This window comes from Gordonia sp. NPDC003424, from assembly GCF_053588655.1.
In genome coordinates this window covers 278,946-294,182 of sequence record NZ_JBSFQJ010000003.1, presented here as the reverse complement: position 1 = coordinate 294,182, position 15,237 = coordinate 278,946, and the positions used below count along the sequence as shown (strand labels likewise).

At 69.1% G+C, this 15,237-nt stretch carries 12 protein-coding genes and 1 pseudogene; 6 read left to right on the top strand and 7 right to left on the bottom strand.

What is annotated here, in order from left to right:
- Positions 1–8 precede the first annotated feature (8 nt).
- Positions 9–1,484, top strand: coding sequence for an RNB domain-containing ribonuclease (locus ACWDTI_RS06420; RefSeq protein WP_449737208.1), 1,476 nt, complete (start codon positions 9–11; stop codon positions 1,482–1,484).
- Between the two features lie 17 nt (positions 1,485–1,501).
- On the opposite strand, the gene ACWDTI_RS06415 is transcribed toward ACWDTI_RS06420, so the two are convergent.
- From ACWDTI_RS06415 to panB, 3 genes are all read right to left on the bottom strand, one after another.
- Positions 1,502–2,998 carry a CYTH and CHAD domain-containing protein gene (locus ACWDTI_RS06415; RefSeq protein WP_449737207.1) on the bottom strand — a complete coding sequence of 499 codons (1,497 nt, stop codon included), beginning with the start codon at positions 2,996–2,998 and terminating at the stop codon, positions 1,502–1,504.
- Between the two features lie 34 nt (positions 2,999–3,032).
- A complete protein-coding gene (pip, locus tag ACWDTI_RS06410; protein WP_449737206.1) occupies positions 3,033–3,995 on the bottom strand; it encodes a prolyl aminopeptidase in 963 nt (320 codons plus the stop codon).
- Positions 3,996–4,067: 72 nt separating this feature from the next.
- Entirely contained in the window at positions 4,068–4,919 is an 852-nt protein-coding gene (panB, locus tag ACWDTI_RS06405; RefSeq protein WP_449737205.1) for a 3-methyl-2-oxobutanoate hydroxymethyltransferase, read from the bottom strand.
- A gap of 159 nt (positions 4,920–5,078) precedes the next feature.
- Between panB and ACWDTI_RS06400 the strand changes: the two genes are divergently transcribed.
- From ACWDTI_RS06400 to ACWDTI_RS06385, 4 genes are all read left to right on the top strand, one after another.
- On the top strand, positions 5,079–6,608 hold the full coding sequence (locus ACWDTI_RS06400) for an alpha/beta hydrolase (RefSeq protein WP_449737204.1): 1,530 nt from the start codon (positions 5,079–5,081) through the stop codon (positions 6,606–6,608).
- A gap of 85 nt (positions 6,609–6,693) precedes the next feature.
- The gene (gene glnA / locus ACWDTI_RS06395; protein WP_449737203.1) at positions 6,694–8,034 is read left to right on the top strand and encodes a type I glutamate--ammonia ligase; all 1,341 of its coding nucleotides are present in this window, start codon (positions 6,694–6,696) and stop codon (positions 8,032–8,034) included.
- Positions 8,035–8,064: 30 nt separating this feature from the next.
- Positions 8,065–11,079 (top strand): bifunctional [glutamine synthetase] adenylyltransferase/[glutamine synthetase]-adenylyl-L-tyrosine phosphorylase, encoded by a 3,015-nt coding sequence (locus tag ACWDTI_RS06390; RefSeq protein WP_449737202.1) that lies wholly within the window; start codon positions 8,065–8,067, stop codon positions 11,077–11,079.
- Positions 11,080–11,086: 7 nt separating this feature from the next.
- Positions 11,087–11,725, top strand: a complete 639-nt coding sequence (locus ACWDTI_RS06385) for a biliverdin-producing heme oxygenase (protein ID WP_449737201.1) — start codon at positions 11,087–11,089, stop codon at positions 11,723–11,725.
- Positions 11,726–11,789: 64 nt separating this feature from the next.
- Here the strand turns inward: ACWDTI_RS06385 and ACWDTI_RS06380 are convergent, their stop codons facing one another.
- Both ACWDTI_RS06380 and ACWDTI_RS06375 read right to left on the bottom strand, forming a co-directional pair.
- Complete coding sequence (locus tag ACWDTI_RS06380; protein WP_449737200.1) at positions 11,790–12,200, bottom strand: hypothetical protein; 411 nt, start codon at positions 12,198–12,200, stop codon at positions 11,790–11,792.
- A gap of 45 nt (positions 12,201–12,245) precedes the next feature.
- The gene (locus ACWDTI_RS06375) at positions 12,246–13,028 is read right to left on the bottom strand and encodes a TetR/AcrR family transcriptional regulator (RefSeq protein ID WP_449737199.1); all 783 of its coding nucleotides are present in this window, start codon (positions 13,026–13,028) and stop codon (positions 12,246–12,248) included.
- Positions 13,029–13,125: 97 nt separating this feature from the next.
- Between ACWDTI_RS06375 and ACWDTI_RS06370 the strand changes: the two genes are divergently transcribed.
- The gene (locus ACWDTI_RS06370; RefSeq protein WP_449737198.1) at positions 13,126–14,790 is read left to right on the top strand and encodes an MFS transporter; all 1,665 of its coding nucleotides are present in this window, start codon (positions 13,126–13,128) and stop codon (positions 14,788–14,790) included.
- Here the strand turns inward: ACWDTI_RS06370 and ACWDTI_RS06365 are convergent.
- A pseudogene (locus ACWDTI_RS06365) lies at positions 14,686–14,898 on the bottom strand (hypothetical protein); the annotation flags it as partial. The gene ACWDTI_RS06370 and the pseudogene ACWDTI_RS06365 sit on opposite strands and share 105 nt — an antisense overlap.
- A 60-nt stretch (positions 14,899–14,958) precedes the next feature.
- A complete protein-coding gene (locus ACWDTI_RS06360) occupies positions 14,959–15,144 on the bottom strand; it encodes a hypothetical protein (RefSeq protein WP_449737197.1) in 186 nt (61 codons plus the stop codon).
- Positions 15,145–15,237: the final 93 nt, after the last annotated feature.

Here is a 15,237-nt window from a genome sequence, read left to right as displayed (position 1 = left end):
TCGGTGGGGTGCAACGGATTCTGTCGGCACCCGATATCGACTTCGACGCCATCCGCACCCAACTCGGGATCAGCGAGGATTACGGGGCGGCGGCCCAGGACGAGGCCGATCACCCCGTCGACCGGTATGCGGACGAGCGGGAGGACCGGACCGACCTGCCGGTGGTGACGATCGACCCGCCGTCGTCGATGGATCTCGACCAGGCGGTGTACCTGGCCGCCGACGACGACGGCTTCCTGGTGCACTACGCGATCGCCGACGTCGCCGCCCTTGTGCCGCCGGAGGGTGCGCTGGATTCCGAGAGTCGGCGCCGGGGCACCACGATCTACTTCCCGGACCGCTCGGTGCCACTGCATCCGCGGTCGTTGTCGGAGGGTGCCGGGTCGTTGCTGCCCGATCAGACGCGGCCGTGCGTGTTGTGGACCATCCGCGTCCACCCCGACGGCTCGACGGGGGATGTCGCGGTGCGGCGGTCGACGGTCCGCTCGGTCGCCAAGCTCAGCTACGCCGGCGTGTCCGACGACGCGGCCGCCGGACGGTTGCATCCGTCGATCACCGCGCTGCCGGCGTTCGGTGAGTTGCGGCGTCGGGTAGCGCTCGGCCGTGGCGCCGTCGAACTCGACCTGCCGGATCAGGAGGTCGTCCGCGGCGACGGCGGCTGGCATCTCGCGCTCGCGCCGCACACCCCGGCCGACATGTGGAACTCGCAGCTGTCGCTGCTCACCGGGATGGCTGCGGGAGCGATCATGGCCGCGGCGGGAGTCGGGCTGCTGCGGACGCTGCCGCCCGCGGACCCCGCGTCGGTGGCGGGCCTGCGGACCGCCGCACACACGCTCGGGGTGGCCTGGCCCGACGGGGTCACCGTCGGGCAGTTCCTGGCGAGCCTGCCGCCGGATCACCCGAGCACCCTGGCGCTGATGTCGCTGGGTGCGACACTCATGCGTGGCGCCGATTACCTCGCCTTCGGGGTCGGCGATCCATCGGCCCCGGCGGACCCATCGGCCGCGCCCGCCCCGCCGGCCCCGCCGCCCCCACCCGCCCCGCCGCCCGCGCCGACGAAGATGCGGCACGCCGCGATCGGCGGCGTGTACGCGCACGTGACCGCGCCGCTGCGGCGCCTCGGCGATCGTTTCGCGACCGAGGTGTGTCTGGCGGCCACATCCGGAAACTCGTTGCCCGACTGGGTGACCCGCGCACTGCCGACGATGCCGAAGCTGCTCCGGTCGGCCGACTCGCTGGCGGCGTCGGCCGACCGGGCGAGCATCGACCTGGCCGAGGCGGTGTTGCTCGCGGGCCGGGTCGGTGACCGGTTCGACGCCGTCGTCCTGCATCAGGCGACCGAACACCGTGCGGCGCAGATCTTCCTCGGCGAACTCGCGGTGATCGCATCGTGTGACGGGACGCCGGAGCAGGGCGCGCGGCTGCGCGTGGTGCTGGCCGAGGCCGACCCGGTGACGCGGGCGGTGCGGTTTTCGCCGGCGTGACCCGATCAGCGAGATAGTTAGAGGTTCTTGGCGGCGGCGCGGTAGGCGGCGATAGCGCGTTGGGCGTCGGCCTGGGCTCGGGCGTCGATCCGGCCGAGCACGAACATGTCCATCCCCGTGACCTCACCGGACGCGGCCACCTCGGCGAGGCGGTCCCGGTTGATGTGGATGTCGTTCACGTCGCCGAGCGTGGACTGGATGTCCTTGGCGACCTTCGCCACGGCGCGATACCGCTTCTTGTTCAACGGTTCTGCCGCATCGGTGCTGTAGCGCAGGCGCTTGGCGCGTTTGCGGATGGTGTGCATCTGCACGGTCCACTCCGGCGACCCCTCGGGCAGCGCGGCCAGCTTCTTCTGCGCGGTCCGAATGTGCTTGCGGCTCTTGGTGATGGCCTTGTCGACCGCATCCACCGCGGGCATCTCCGCGTCGGGGCCGGGCAGGGGAGAGGCGATGAGCTCGTCGATCGCGTCGAGCAGGGCGAAGTACCTATCGGAGTTCATCGCGGCGTGGGCGGCCTTGATGGCCCGGTCGTGCACGGCGGACTCGGTGCCGGCGAGCGCGGCGATCAGGCCCGGTGACGCGTTCTCGCCGCGCAGGATGGACTCGTCGATCTCGAGCTGCACCTCGGAGTCCCGGGCATCGCCGAGAATCCGTGCGAGAAGCTTCAATTCGTTGCTCAGGTGGCTGGTGCGGGCCTCGTCCAGAACGGTCGGGAAGCCGGAGAACACGCTGCGCAGTCGGCGGCAGGCGACCCGCATCTGGTGCACGGCGTCCTCGGCGTCGATGCGGACCAGGGGATCGTGGGCGATCAGCGTGTTGCGGTGGATCGCGATGTCGGTGATCACCAGCTCGAGCGCCGTCGGATACTTGCCCAGCTGCGGTTCGCGCACCGAGGGCGTGGCGCCGATCGCGCGGGCCAGCTTCGACGCCGACGACGGTGCCCGGCCCCCGCCGCTGCGCAGCAGCTTCTCGGCCGCCTTGAGCAGCTTGGGGTGTGCGCCGGAGCCGATCAGCTCGAACTCCCACTCCGCCCATTCCTGGAAATGCCCACCGGGAAGCAGGGATTGGGCGGTGACGAGGTCCTCGGCGAACTCGGCGACCGGCGCACCGTCGACCCCGAGCAGCCGGGTGATGGTGCGCGTGGTCGACAGCGCCGCGACGGGGATCAGTTTGCGGGTGCGGGTCAGCGCGATCACCGGAGTGATCAGGTCGGTGGGCACGTCGCCGTCGGCCGGCGCGTCGTCGAAACCCACCTGCAGTTCGCGGCGGGCGCCGACGGTGCCGGTGGGCCGCTTGAGGTGCCAGCCCGCGTCGTGTCCGCCGGTGCGGCGCCGCATGGTGATCTTGTTGCCGGCCAGGTCGAGGTTCTCGGTGTCGAAGTAGGTGGCGTCGAGCTGGAAGGTCTCGGGTTCCATCGCGCCGACGACACCGGGTAGTGCGCGCAGGTCGGGGGCTGTGTGACCCGCGTCCACGTCGAACTTCAACTCCACCTCGACCTGCTCGGATGCGGCCACCAATCCTCCTGTACTCGACCTCGGGGTTCCGAGTCTATGCGGTCCGATTTGCGAAGTTGTCGGTGGCGCAGATCAGCTGATGTTTGATCCCGGGCTCGAACGAGGCGTGACCTGCGTCGTCGACGATGTGCAGCTCGGCGCCCGGCCAGGCGCGGTGCAGATCCCACGCGCTGCGCATCGGGCAGACGACGTCGTAGCGACCCTGCACAATGACCCCGGGGATGTGGGCGATCCGGTCGATGTCGGCCAGCAGCTGGCCGTCGTCGAGGAATCCGTGATGGACGAAGTAGTGGTTCTCGATCGAGGCGAACGCGAGGTCGAAGCGGGGTCCCTCGTCGGAGTGCTCCGGTGGCTTGGGCATCAGGTAGCTGGTCTTCTGTTCCCAGCCGGTCCACGCCGACGCCGCGGTCTGGGCGATCGCCGGATCGGCGGAGGTGAGGAGCCGGTGATAGGCGGCGACGAGATCGCCGTCGCGTTCGTCGGCCGGGATGGGCGCCAGATAGTCCTCCCACAGGTCGGGGTAGATATGGGCGGCGCCGCCGTTGTAGTACCAGTCGATCTCGCTGCGCCGCAACAGGAATATGCCCCGCAACACCAGTTCGGTGACCCGCTCGGGGTGTGTCTGCGCATAGGCGAGGCCCAGGGTGGAGCCCCACGAGCCGCCGAACACCTGCCAGCGGTCGATACCGAGATGCTCGCGGAGTTTCTCCATGTCCGCGATGAGGCGATCGGTGGTGTTGACCGACAGGTCGGCGCCGTCGGCGATGTGCGGCCGCGACCGGCCGCAGCCCCGCTGGTCGAACAGCACGATGCGGTAGCGGTCGGGATCGAAGAACCTGCGCTGGTCGGGCGACGTGCCGCCGCCGGGCCCGCCGTGCACGAAGACCGCGGGCTTGCCGGTCGGGTTCCCGGAGGTCTCCCAATAGACCTGCTGGCCGTCGCCGACGTCGAGATGTCCCTGGTCGTACGGTTCGATGGCCGGGTAGAAATCGCGCATGGCCCCGAGCCTATGCGGCAGCGGGCTTCGACACACCCCCGCCTGGCGGCTCGGGTGGCCGCCGGGTGGGACTCAGTAGCTGTGTTCGGGTGCAGGGAACACGCCGCGGCGTACCTCGTCGGCGTATTGGGTTGCCGCCGAACGCAAGTCGCTGCCGACGTCGGCGAAACGCTTGACGAACTTGGCGGTCTTGCCGTGGGTGAACCCGGCCATGTCCTGCCAGACGAGCACCTGAGCGTCGGTCTCGTTCCCGGCGCCGATACCGACGGTCGGGATGGTGAGCTTGCGGGTGATCTGACCGGCGATGTCGGCGGGGACCATCTCCATCACGACGGCGAACGCACCGGCCTCCTGGACGGCGATCGCGTCGGCGATGAGCTGGTCGGCGCCGTCACCGCGCCCCTGCACGCGGTAGCCGCCGAGGCCGTTGACGCTCTGCGGGGTGAAGCCGATGTGCGCCATCACCGGGATGCCCGCGGCGGTGAGCGCTGCGATCTGGTCGGCGACCCGTTCGCCGCCTTCGATCTTGATGGCGTGCGCGCCGGTCTCCTTGAACACCTTGATCGCGGATTCGAGAGCCTGCTGGGGGCCGGCCTCGTAGCTGCCGAAGGGCAGGTCGGCGACGACCAGCGCGTGCGGGGCGCCTCGGACCACGGCACGGATCAGCGGGATCAGCTCGTCGACGGTGACCGGGATGGTGGTGTCGTAGCCGAGTACGACGTTGGCCGCGGAGTCTCCGACGAGTAGCACCGGGATCTCGGCGGCGTCGAAGATCCGGGCGGTGGAGTAGTCGTAGCAGGTGAGCATCGCCCACTTCTCGCCCTCGGCCTTCATCTGCGCGAGGTGCTGCACGCGGGTGGCGCGGCGGCGAGGGGCGGAATCGGCGGCCGGAACGGACCCGCCATACACCGAGGATTCGGACATCGTTGTCTCTTTTCTGCCTCGAGTCCTGCTCAGCAGGTACCCGGGTGGTTGGGACCTGTCCATTGTCGCACCGCCCGATGACCGAATCGACGCATTGACCTGTGGCTTTCCTCACAATGGGCGGCTCGGTACGGCGTCGGTGGAACGTAGGATCGCGCCATGGCGGGCACGCGTTTGCGACGGCGGTGCGGTGCGCTGCTCGCCGTGTTCGTCGTGGTGGCCGCCGTGCTGAGCGGGTGTCGCGGACCGTTCGGCGGCGCCGGCGACGACGCGATCGACTGGCATCCGTGCGGAACCGACGACGGCGTCGATGCGTCGGCGATCCCGGCCGATGTCGCTGCCCGTCTGTCGTGCGGGCGGCTCGCCGTGCCGATGGATGCGACCCGGCCGCGTCTCGGAACGGTGTCGGTGGTGATCGCACGCCTGGTGGCGGCCGGGCGGAGGTCCGGGACGCTGCTGGTGGACCCGGGCGGTCCGGGCGGGTCCGGCGTCGCCCATCTCGCCGCTGCGGCGGCCTCGCTCGCCGCCGAACCGATCGCCGCGTCCTACGACCTCGTCGGCGTCGACTGGCGTGGGGTCGGCGCGTCGCGGCCGTCGCTGCGGTGCCGCACCGACGGCGAACGCGATGCCGAACGCGGGATGGATCTCGGCGACCGGACGCTGGCCGGCATCGCCCTCGTCGAGGAGTTCTACCGTGACCTCGCCGCCCGCTGCCGGGCCCGCGTCGGTGCCGCGTTTCTGGCGCGGGCCGGTACCGACTACGTCGTCGGCGATATCGACCGTGTTCGGGTTGCGTTGGGCGAGAACACCATCGGCTTTCTGGGCTACTCGTACGGCAGCCGCGTGGGCATCGAGTACGCGCGTCGGTTCGGCCGCCACGTGCAGGCCCTGATCCTCGACGGTGTGGTCGATCCCGCCGAGAGTCCGGTCGATGCCTCGCTCGCGCAACTCGCCGGCTTCGGGCACGCGTTCGACGCGTTCGCCACCGATTGCGCCGCTCGCGGTGACTGCCCGCTGGGTGACCGCGGCGCCGACGCGGTGCGCCGCTACCGATCGCTCGTGGACCCGTTGCTGCGGCGGCCGGTGGCGGTGGGCGCGCGATCGCTCACCGCGTCCGACGCCGAGACGGGGACGGTCTTCGCGCTCTACGAACAGTCGCGGTGGCCACAGTTGCGCGGTGCGCTGGCCGATCTCTCGCGCGGGCGGGGCGAGGCGCTGCTGCGGCTGGCCGACTCGCTGGAGGGCCGCGACGTCGCCGGCCACTACGACGGGAGCCAGGACGCGTTGCTGGCGATCGGTTGCGCCGATGACGCCCGGACCCCGGACCGTCGCCGCTACGACATGTTCGACACGGCCGCTCGCCGGGTCGCGCAGTTTCGCGACGACGGCCGGGGGACCGGACGCGCACCGCTCGGCGTCTGCGAGTTCTGGACGCCCGCCGCACCCGATCCCGACGGGGCGGGGTCGTCGGCGCCGGTGGTGCCGCCGACCCTCGTCGTCTCCACCCGCGGCGACCCGGCGACCCCGTATGCGACGGGTGTGCGGATGGCATCGCGCTTGCGTGCCGCGCTCGTCACGGTGCCCGCGAACTCCCACACCGCGGTGTTCAGGGGCGACGCATGCGTCGACCGCGCGGTCGACGGGTTCCTGCGCCATCCCACAGCACCGCGCCGGGTTCTCACATGCTGAGATTCGCTGCGGGAAACCGCAGGAAGACGGATTCGACTTCCGGATGTAACACGGATTTAACAGCTCCCTCCTATCGTCCGGTGGCATGGATCGCCAAAAGGAATTCGTGCTCCGGACCCTTGAAGAGCGCGACATCCGATTCGTGAGGCTGTGGTTCACCGACGTTCTCGGCTATCTCAAGTCCGTGGCGATCGCACCGGCGGAGCTCGAGGGCGCGTTCGCCGAGGGTATCGGATTCGACGGATCGGCCATCGAGGGCTTCTCCCGCGTCTCCGAGGCCGACACGGTGGCCAAGCCCGACCCGTCGACCTTCCAGATCCTGCCGTGGACCACCTCGAGTGGCCGCCACCATTCGGCGCGCATGTTCTGCGACATCGCCATGCCCGACGGCACCCCGAGCTGGGCGGACTCGCGTCACGTGCTGCGGCGCCAGCTGAACAAGGCCGCCGACCAGGGCTTCAGCTGCTACGTCCACCCCGAGATCGAGTTCTTCCTGCTGAAGGAGGCCCCGCTCGACGGCAGCGTCCCGGTACCCGCCGACGAGGGCGGCTACTTCGACCAGGCGGTGCACGATGCCGCACCGAACTTCCGCCGGCACGCCATCGAGGCGCTCGAGTCGACGGGGATCTCGGTCGAGTTCTCGCACCATGAGGGCGCACCCGGGCAGCAGGAGATCGACCTGCGCTACGCCGACGCGCTGTCGATGGCCGACAACGTGATGACCTTCCGCTACATCATCAAGGAGGTCGCGATCGGCGAGGGCGTCAACGCGACCTTCATGCCCAAACCGTTCAGCCAGCATCCCGGCTCGGCGATGCACACCCACATGAGCCTGTTCGAGGGCGACGCGAACGCCTTCCACAACCCCGACGACCCGATCCAGCTGTCGGACACCGGAAAGAAGTTCATCGCCGGAATCCTGCACCATGCCAGCGAGATCAGTGCCGTCACCAATCAGTGGGTGAACTCCTACAAGCGGCTCATCCACGGCGGTGAGGCGCCGACGGCGGCCACCTGGGGCAGCGCGAACCGCTCGGCACTGATCCGGCTGCCGCTCTACACGCCGAACAAGTCGTCGTCGCGTCGCGTCGAGGTCCGCAGCCCCGACTCGGCGTGCAATCCGTACCTGACGTTCGCGGTCCTGCTCGCCGCGGGCCTCAGGGGGATCAAGGACGGGTACGAGTTGCCCGACGAGGCTGAGGACGATGTGTGGGCGCTGACCCCGGCCGAGCGGCGCGCCATGGGATACCGCGAACTCCCGGGCAGTCTGGCCGATGCGCTGGTCGAGATGGAGCGCTCCGAACTGGTCGCCGAGGCCCTCGGTGAGCACGTCTTCGACTATTTCCTGCGCAACAAGTGGGCCGAGTGGGCCGACTACCGTAGCCTCGTCACGCCGTTCGAGTTGAAGAACTACCTGCCGCTCTAGAGGCGGTGGCCGACCCGCTACTTTTGGGGAGTGACATCACTTCGTGGACGCGGGCGCGTACCGAGCGCCGGGCGGCTGGGGCTGCTCGAGAAGACCGCGCCGGGCCAGCTCGCGGACCTGGGCTGGGCCGACGAAGACTCCGTCGACGTCCTGTGGGCGTTGTCCCGTGCGCCCGACGCCGACCTCGCGCTGCGCGCACTCGTCCGGCTCGAATCGGTCGTCGAACCCGGTGACTGGGGCGAGATCGACCGGTTGATCCGCACCGACAAGGGTTTCCGTGGCCGGCTGTTCGGGGCGCTCGGCGGCTCGGATGCCCTCGGGGATCATCTCGTCGGTGAACCGTCGAGCTGGCGGATGCTCACCGCGGACGAGGTGCCCACCGTCGAGGAGATCTACGAGCGGATGCTCGCGGCGGTCGACGCGGTGCCCGAACCCGGCGAATCGGAGAAGGGCAACAAGATCTACCGGGCCGGTTTCTCCGGCCCGAAGGCCGTCGTCGCCCTGCGGCTCGCCTACCGGAACCTGCTGCTGCAATTGGCCGCTCACGACCTGGCCGCCACCGTCGAGGACCAGCCCGTGCTCTACCTGCCGCAGGTCGGCCGATTCCTGGCCGACGCGGCCGACGCGGCACTCACCGCGGCGCTGGCCGTGGCCTTCCGCGAGGTGTGCGGCGACAAGCCCATCCCGACGCGGATCGCGGTCATCGCGATGGGCAAATGCGGTGCGCGCGAACTCAACTACGTCAGCGACGTCGACGTGGTGTTCGTCAGCGAACCCGCCGACGGCATGTCCGCGCGCATCGCGGGGGAGATGATGCGCGTCGGATCACTGGCGTTCTTCGAGGTCGACGCCGCGTTGCGGCCGGAGGGGAAGGCGGGTGCGCTGACCCGCACGCTGGACTCGCACATCGCCTACTACAACCGGTGGGCCAAGACGTGGGAGTTCCAGGCACTGCTCAAGGCGCGGCAGATGACCGGGGACATGGAACTCGCCGACGCCTACATCGACGCCGTCAGTCCGATGGTGTGGACCGCCGCCGAACGGGACGACTTCGTTCCGGAGGTGCAGGCGATGCGACGCCGGGTGGAATCGCTGGTGCCCGACGAACTGCGGGACCGCAACCTCAAACTCGGCAGCGGCAGCCTGCGCGATGTCGAGTTCGCCGTGCAGCTGCTGCAGATGGTGCACGGACGCGTCGACGAGGACCTGCGCGTGAAGGCGACCGTCGACGCGCTGAGCGCGCTGACGGCCGGCGGCTACGTCGGTCGTGACGACGGCGCCAATCTCACCGCGTCCTATCAATTCCTCCGGCTGCTCGAACATCGCCTGCAGCTGCAACGCCTTTCGCGCACCCACCTGCTGCCGGCCTTCGACGACGAGAACACCATGCGCTGGCTCGCGCGGGCGGCGCACATCCGTTCCGAGGGTGACCTCGACGCCACCGGCACGCTGCGCGAGGAGCTCAAGAGGCAGCGCGCCCGTATCCGCCGGCTGCACGAGAAGCTCTTCTACCGGCCGCTGCTCAATGCCGCGATCCGGTTCGAGCGCTCCGAGCTGACCCTGTCCGACAAGTCCGCCGAACGGCGCCTGTCGGCACTGGGCTACGCGAAACCCGATCGGGCGCTGAGCCATATCCGCGCGCTAGCGTCGGCGCCGTTGCGGCGCGGCCAGATTCAGCTGCTGATCCTGCCGTCGCTGCTCGAATGGATCGGCAACACCCCCGATCCGGACGCCGGCCTGCTCAACTACCGGCGGCTGTGCGACGTGATGGACAGCGAGGAGTGGTTCATCCGGTTGCTGCGCGACGACGGCGTCGTCGCCGAACGCCTGATGCACGTGCTCGGCACGTCGGAGTACATCGCGAACCTGCTGATGCGGTCGCCGGAGGTCATCCACCTCTACTCCGACGGACCCGACGGGCCGAAGCTGTGCGAGTCCCAGCCCGAGGATGTCGCCAAGGGGCTGATCGCGTCGACCATCCGACAGCCGGACCTGAAACGCGCAGTGGCCGCGGCACGTTCGCATCGCAGGTTCGAACTCGCGCGCATCGCCTCGGCCGACATCCTCGGCATGATGGATGTGCCGACGGTGTGCCGGGCACTGTCGAGCGTGTGGGCGTCGGTGCTCAACGCCGCGTTGCAGCGTGTCATCGCCGAATCCGAGTCCGAGCGCGGCGAACGGGCACCCGCACGCATCGCGGTGATCGGCATGGGTCGACTCGGCGGCGGCGAACTCGGCTACGGCTCGGACGCCGACGTGCTGTTCGTCTGCCAGCCCGAACACGGCGCCGACGAGACCGTGGCCGTGCGCTGGGCGCAGACCATCGCGGAGCAGGTGCGCTCGATGCTCGGCTCGCCCAGCGAGGATCCGCCGCTCGAGGTCGACACCGGGCTGCGGCCGGAGGGACGCAACGGTCCGGTGGTCCGCACGCTGGCCGCCTACGCCGCCTACTACGACCAGTGGGCACAGCCCTGGGAGATCCAGGCGCTGCTGCGGGCGCATCAGGTGGCCGGCGACGAGGATCTCGGAATCGACTTCCTGCACATGGCCGATCGCATCCGCTACCCGCAGGGCGGGGTGTCCGCCGATGCCGTCAAGGAGATCCGGCGCATCAAGGCCCGCGTGGACTCCGAACGTCTGCCGCGCGGCGCTGACCCGGCCACGCACACCAAGCTCGGCCGTGGCGGTCTGGCCGACGTCGAGTGGACGGTGCAGCTGATGCAGCTGCGGTTCGCGCATCGTCATCCGTCGCTGCACAACACGTCGACGCTGCAGTCTCTCGACGCGATCGGCGCCGCCGAACTCCTGAGCGAGAACGATGTGTCGCTGCTGAAGGAGGCATGGCTCACCGCCACCAGGGCGCGTAACGCGCTGGTGCTGGTGCGCGGCAAGCCGGTCGACCAATTGCCGGGTCCCGGAAAGCAATTGCGTGCCGTCGCGTACGCCGCGGGATGGCCCGAGGACGAGGCCGCCGAGTTCCTGGAGAACTACCTGCGGGTGACCCGCCGGGCGAAAACGGTGGTGCGCAAGGTGTTCGGAGCGTGAGCCGGCGATGACCACCGATCCCGTGTCGCGGCCCGCCCTCTCGGAGAGTCTGCGCAGCGCGACCGCCGTCGCACACGACCGGGCCGAGAACGCGACCTTCGTCGACGACCTGATGTCGGGCCGGCTCGACGCCACCGCGTACGCCGTGATGGCGTCGCAGCTCTACTTCGTCTATCGCGCACTCGAATCCGTCGGCGACGAGCTGTCCGGTGACCCGGTGGCCGGCCCGGTGGTCGACGAACGGTTGCGTCGGCTCCCGTATCTCGCGTCGGATCTCGCCGTGCTGGGCATCGACCCGAACACCGTCGAACCGATGCCCGCGGTGGTCGGCTATGTCGCCGCGATCGAGGCCACCCGCACCGACCCGGCGCGGTTCGTCGCGCATCATTACACGCGCTATCTGGGTGATCTCAGTGGGGGACAGGTGATCCGCAGCCGGATGAAGCTGCACTACGGACTCGCCGACGACGCACTGAGCTTCTACGTGTTCGACATCGCAAAGCTCAAGCGCTATAAGGACGCCTACCGCGACACGCTCGACGGGCTGGCGCTCGACGACGCGCAGGGCGATGCTTTGGTCGACGAGGCGGTTGCGGCGTTCGGCCACAACGAGCGGTTGTTCGCCGAATTGTCGTCGCTTCGCTGATCTCGGCCCCGAGATGCGCTCGGCTCCCTCGTCGCCGCGTTGACCCGACCAGGGACTGGGCGCGCTACTGCGCGTTCTCCGCGCGCTCTTCACGGGCGTGCTGAACGCCCGCCTTGACGAGCAGCCACGGCACGATCAGCGTGGCCGCGGCGGTCACCACCCACACGATGACCGTTGCGGCGACCCAGGTTCCGGCACCGCTGATCGAGATGCCGTCGCTGCCCAGGAGCGTGGCGAGCAGCAGCGCGACGAACGTGGTCACCAGCCCGACACCCCCGAGGAACGCCTCGGCGTTGCGGTGCACGAACTTGGTGATGAAGGGCCCCAGGATCAGCTGCGCAGCGGCGAACACGATCACCGCGAGGATGAACCCGGCCCAGTGGACGGTCATCTTGTCCAGCAGTGCCGTCGCCACGAGAATCCCGATGGCTGCCGAGAGCAGAAAGACCAACGTGCGGATCAGTATCCGGATCATGTGCTCATCGTAAGCTCAGCCGGTCACGATTCGGGGGCAACACGGTCACCCATTGCTCGTGAGATCTCCCGGACCGCGGGACTCGATCAGCATGTGCAGGCCGTCGAGGATCACCGAGAGCCCGAACGACAGCTCAGTCATGAAGAAGTCGTCGTCGGGGTCCCACTGCGCGGACGCGACCGCCTCGGCGAGGCTCGGAAAGCGTGACGCGTCTGCGAGTTCGGCCACCAGGGTCTCGTAGGGCGGCCTGTCGTCGGCGCCGGCGTGCGACTCGAGCAGCCCCATCTGGCCGGACTGCCGGACGTGGTGCCGGACGAATCCGTCGACGAGGAGCAACGCACTCAGCTTCTCCTGGCCGGTCAGGTGCGTGTCGGCAAAGGATTGCACCCCGCAGTCGGTCCAGCCGAGCACATTGGGTCCGACCGGCGGCCGACGCAACGGCACCGTCGCCAGCCACGGACGCTCGCGCAGACCGTCGACCACCGCGAGCGCCCATGCGGTGATCCGGTCGCGCCAGCCGCCCGACGCGGTCAGTCCGCGGTCGGCCGGACCATAGGCGGCGTCGACCATGACCTCGAGCATGTCGTCCCTGCTCTCGACATAGCGATAGAGCGACATCGTCGTCAGTCCGAGGCGCGATGCGACGGCCTTCATCGACACCGCGTCGAAGCCCGCGTCGTCGGCGATGGCCACGGCCGCGTCGCCGATGTCGTGGATGGACAGGGTGGGCCGCGGACCGCGACGGGGCGACGGGTCCGTGCGGCCCCACAGCAGTGCGATGTAACGCGGGATCTTCGGCGATCCGGCAGCGGCGTCCGACGTGGTCATGACCAGATCGTACTAACTGCTTGTGGTGTACACCGTTGAGATCTACTATCTGTGTGCACAATAAACAGTCTATTTCATACGCAAATGAGGGTGACCGATGAAACCCACCTCTGGATGGCTCGGACTCCTGGTTCTGTGCCTGCCCGTGCTGATCGTCTCGATGGACGTCTCCGTCCTGTTCTTCGCCGTCCCCTACATCGCCGCCGACCTCGCCCCGACGCCGACGCAACAGTTGTGGATCTTCGACATCTACGGTTTCGTGCTGGCCGGCTTGCTGTTGACCATGGGGTCGGTCGCCGACCGCATCGGGCATCGTCGTCTGCTGCTGATCGGCGCGGCCGGGTTCAGTGCGGCGTCGCTGCTGGCCGCGTTCGCCACCTCGGCGACCATGCTGATCGGGGCGCGCGCTCTGCTCGCGGTCGCGGGCGCCACACTGATGCCCTCGACGCTCGCGTTGATCCGGCACATCTTCGACGACGAGGAATTGCGCACCAAGGCCGTTGCGATCTGGAACGCCGTGCTCGCGGGTGGCGTGGCCGTGGGACCGATCATCAGCGGCCTGCTGCTCGAACACTTCTGGTGGGGATCGGTGTTCCTGATCAACGTCCCGGTGATGGTGGCGCTGGTGATCGTGGCGCCTCTGGTTCTGCCGGGCGACACGGGGGTTGCCGGGCGTCGAGTCGATGTGCTCAGTGCCGCACTGGTGTTGGCGGCGGTGCTGCCGATCGTCGCCGCCGTCAAGGACGTCGCGGCCGACTGCTGGTCGCTGTCCCGGCTGGGGTTGGCATTCCTCGGATGTTGTGCCGGAGGGGTTTTCGTGGTGCGGCAGCGACGGCTCGCCGACCCGTTGCTGGACCTGCGGCTGTTGGGGGAACGGCGGTTCGCCGTCTCGGTGTGGACGAATCTCATCTGTATGTTCGCCCTGCTCGGCAACGCCGTTCTGATGACGCAGTATCTGCAGTCGGTGCTCGGCTTCTCGCCGTTGCGCGCCGCCGTGTGGAGTCTGGCGCCGACGGTCGCGGTTGCCGCGGTGGCGCCACTGTCCGCGTCGGTCGCCGCGCGCGTCGGTCGGCCGCCGGTGATCATCTGCGGACTACTCACCGGGGCAAGCGGATTCGCGGTACTCGGCGCATTCACCACGGTGCATTCGCTGGCGAGCGTGCTGGTCGGCGCCGCCCTGCTCGCGTGCGGGATCGTGGCGACGACGTCGATGATCGCCGACTACGTCGTCGGGGTGGCTCCGGCCGATCGGGCCGGCGCGACGTCGGGTCTGCTGGAGACCTCCAGCGAACTGGGCGGTGCGCTGGGCATCGCCGTGCTGGGCAGCGTGGTCAACGCGGTGTTCGCGGCACGGTTCCCGGCGGACCTGGCGGGCGGGGAGGACCTGCGCAGTCTGGCTGCGGCGGTCGCCGCGGTACCCCGACTGGGCGCGGCACGGTCACACGCGGTCCTCGACGCCGCGCGCGGCGCGTTCGTCGACGGACTCACCGCCGCCGCATGGTGCGGCACAGCGATTTTGGTGGCCTCGGCCGTGCTGGCCGGCTGGGCTCTCGTGGGGCCGGCCGGCCGCTCAGACGCTGCGCGCGCCGGTGCGCTTGATGATCGCCGAACCGATCGCGACCACGATCACCGCACCGATGATGGCTCCGATGATGCCGCCCCAGTCGAACTTGTCGGCGTCGCCGATCCCGAGGAGACCGGTGAAGATCCAGTACCCGAGAAGGGCGCCCAACAGTCCCAGAACCGTGGACGCCGCCCATGACTTCCATCCGCTCATGGCGCGGAACGCGTCGTTGGGGACCAAGGCGCGCCCGATGGCGCCCGCGACCAGTCCCAACAACAGTGCAGCGATCAGACTTCCAATGCTCATGACACACCTCCTGACCGCAGGCTAGCCCCGTTTGATAACGGGCGTGCCAGATTTGGGTGTCTAGAGAATCTCGACCTTGGCGCTTCCGGCCAGACGCAGCTCGGTGCGGCTCTCGTCGCTGCTGTTGACGAGCTGGATCACGAACTCGCCACCCTCGGCGGGAACGGCCTTACGGACAACGGCCCGAAGGCCGTCGACGCTGATGCGATCGCCGGGGGCAAGGTCTTCGACATGTCTGGTACCCACTATGGTTCTCATTCCTCAAAGTTAAGGGCAACGGATGTGAAACGGCAGGGTACAAAGCCCTTTTGGTGATGTCAATCACGTGAACAAGAGCAG

Bases quoted from the DNA above. Each gene is read 5' to 3' on its own strand.
- glnA (WP_449737203.1), top strand. From the start codon at position 6,694: ATGGATCGCCAAAAGGAATTCGTGCTCCGGACCCTTGAAGAGCGCGAC.
- panB (WP_449737205.1), bottom strand. From the start codon at position 4,919: ATGTCCGAATCCTCGGTGTATGGCGGGTCCGTTCCGGCCGCCGATTCC.
- ACWDTI_RS06400 (WP_449737204.1), top strand. From the start codon at position 5,079: ATGGCGGGCACGCGTTTGCGACGGCGGTGCGGTGCGCTGCTCGCCGTG.
- ACWDTI_RS06375 (WP_449737199.1), bottom strand. From the start codon at position 13,028: ATGACCACGTCGGACGCCGCTGCCGGATCGCCGAAGATCCCGCGTTAC.
- ACWDTI_RS06385 (WP_449737201.1), top strand. From the start codon at position 11,087: ATGACCACCGATCCCGTGTCGCGGCCCGCCCTCTCGGAGAGTCTGCGC.
- pip (WP_449737206.1), bottom strand. From the start codon at position 3,995: ATGCGCGATTTCTACCCGGCCATCGAACCGTACGACCAGGGACATCTC.
- ACWDTI_RS06370 (WP_449737198.1), top strand. From the start codon at position 13,126: ATGAAACCCACCTCTGGATGGCTCGGACTCCTGGTTCTGTGCCTGCCC.
- ACWDTI_RS06380 (WP_449737200.1), bottom strand. From the start codon at position 12,200: ATGATCCGGATACTGATCCGCACGTTGGTCTTTCTGCTCTCGGCAGCC.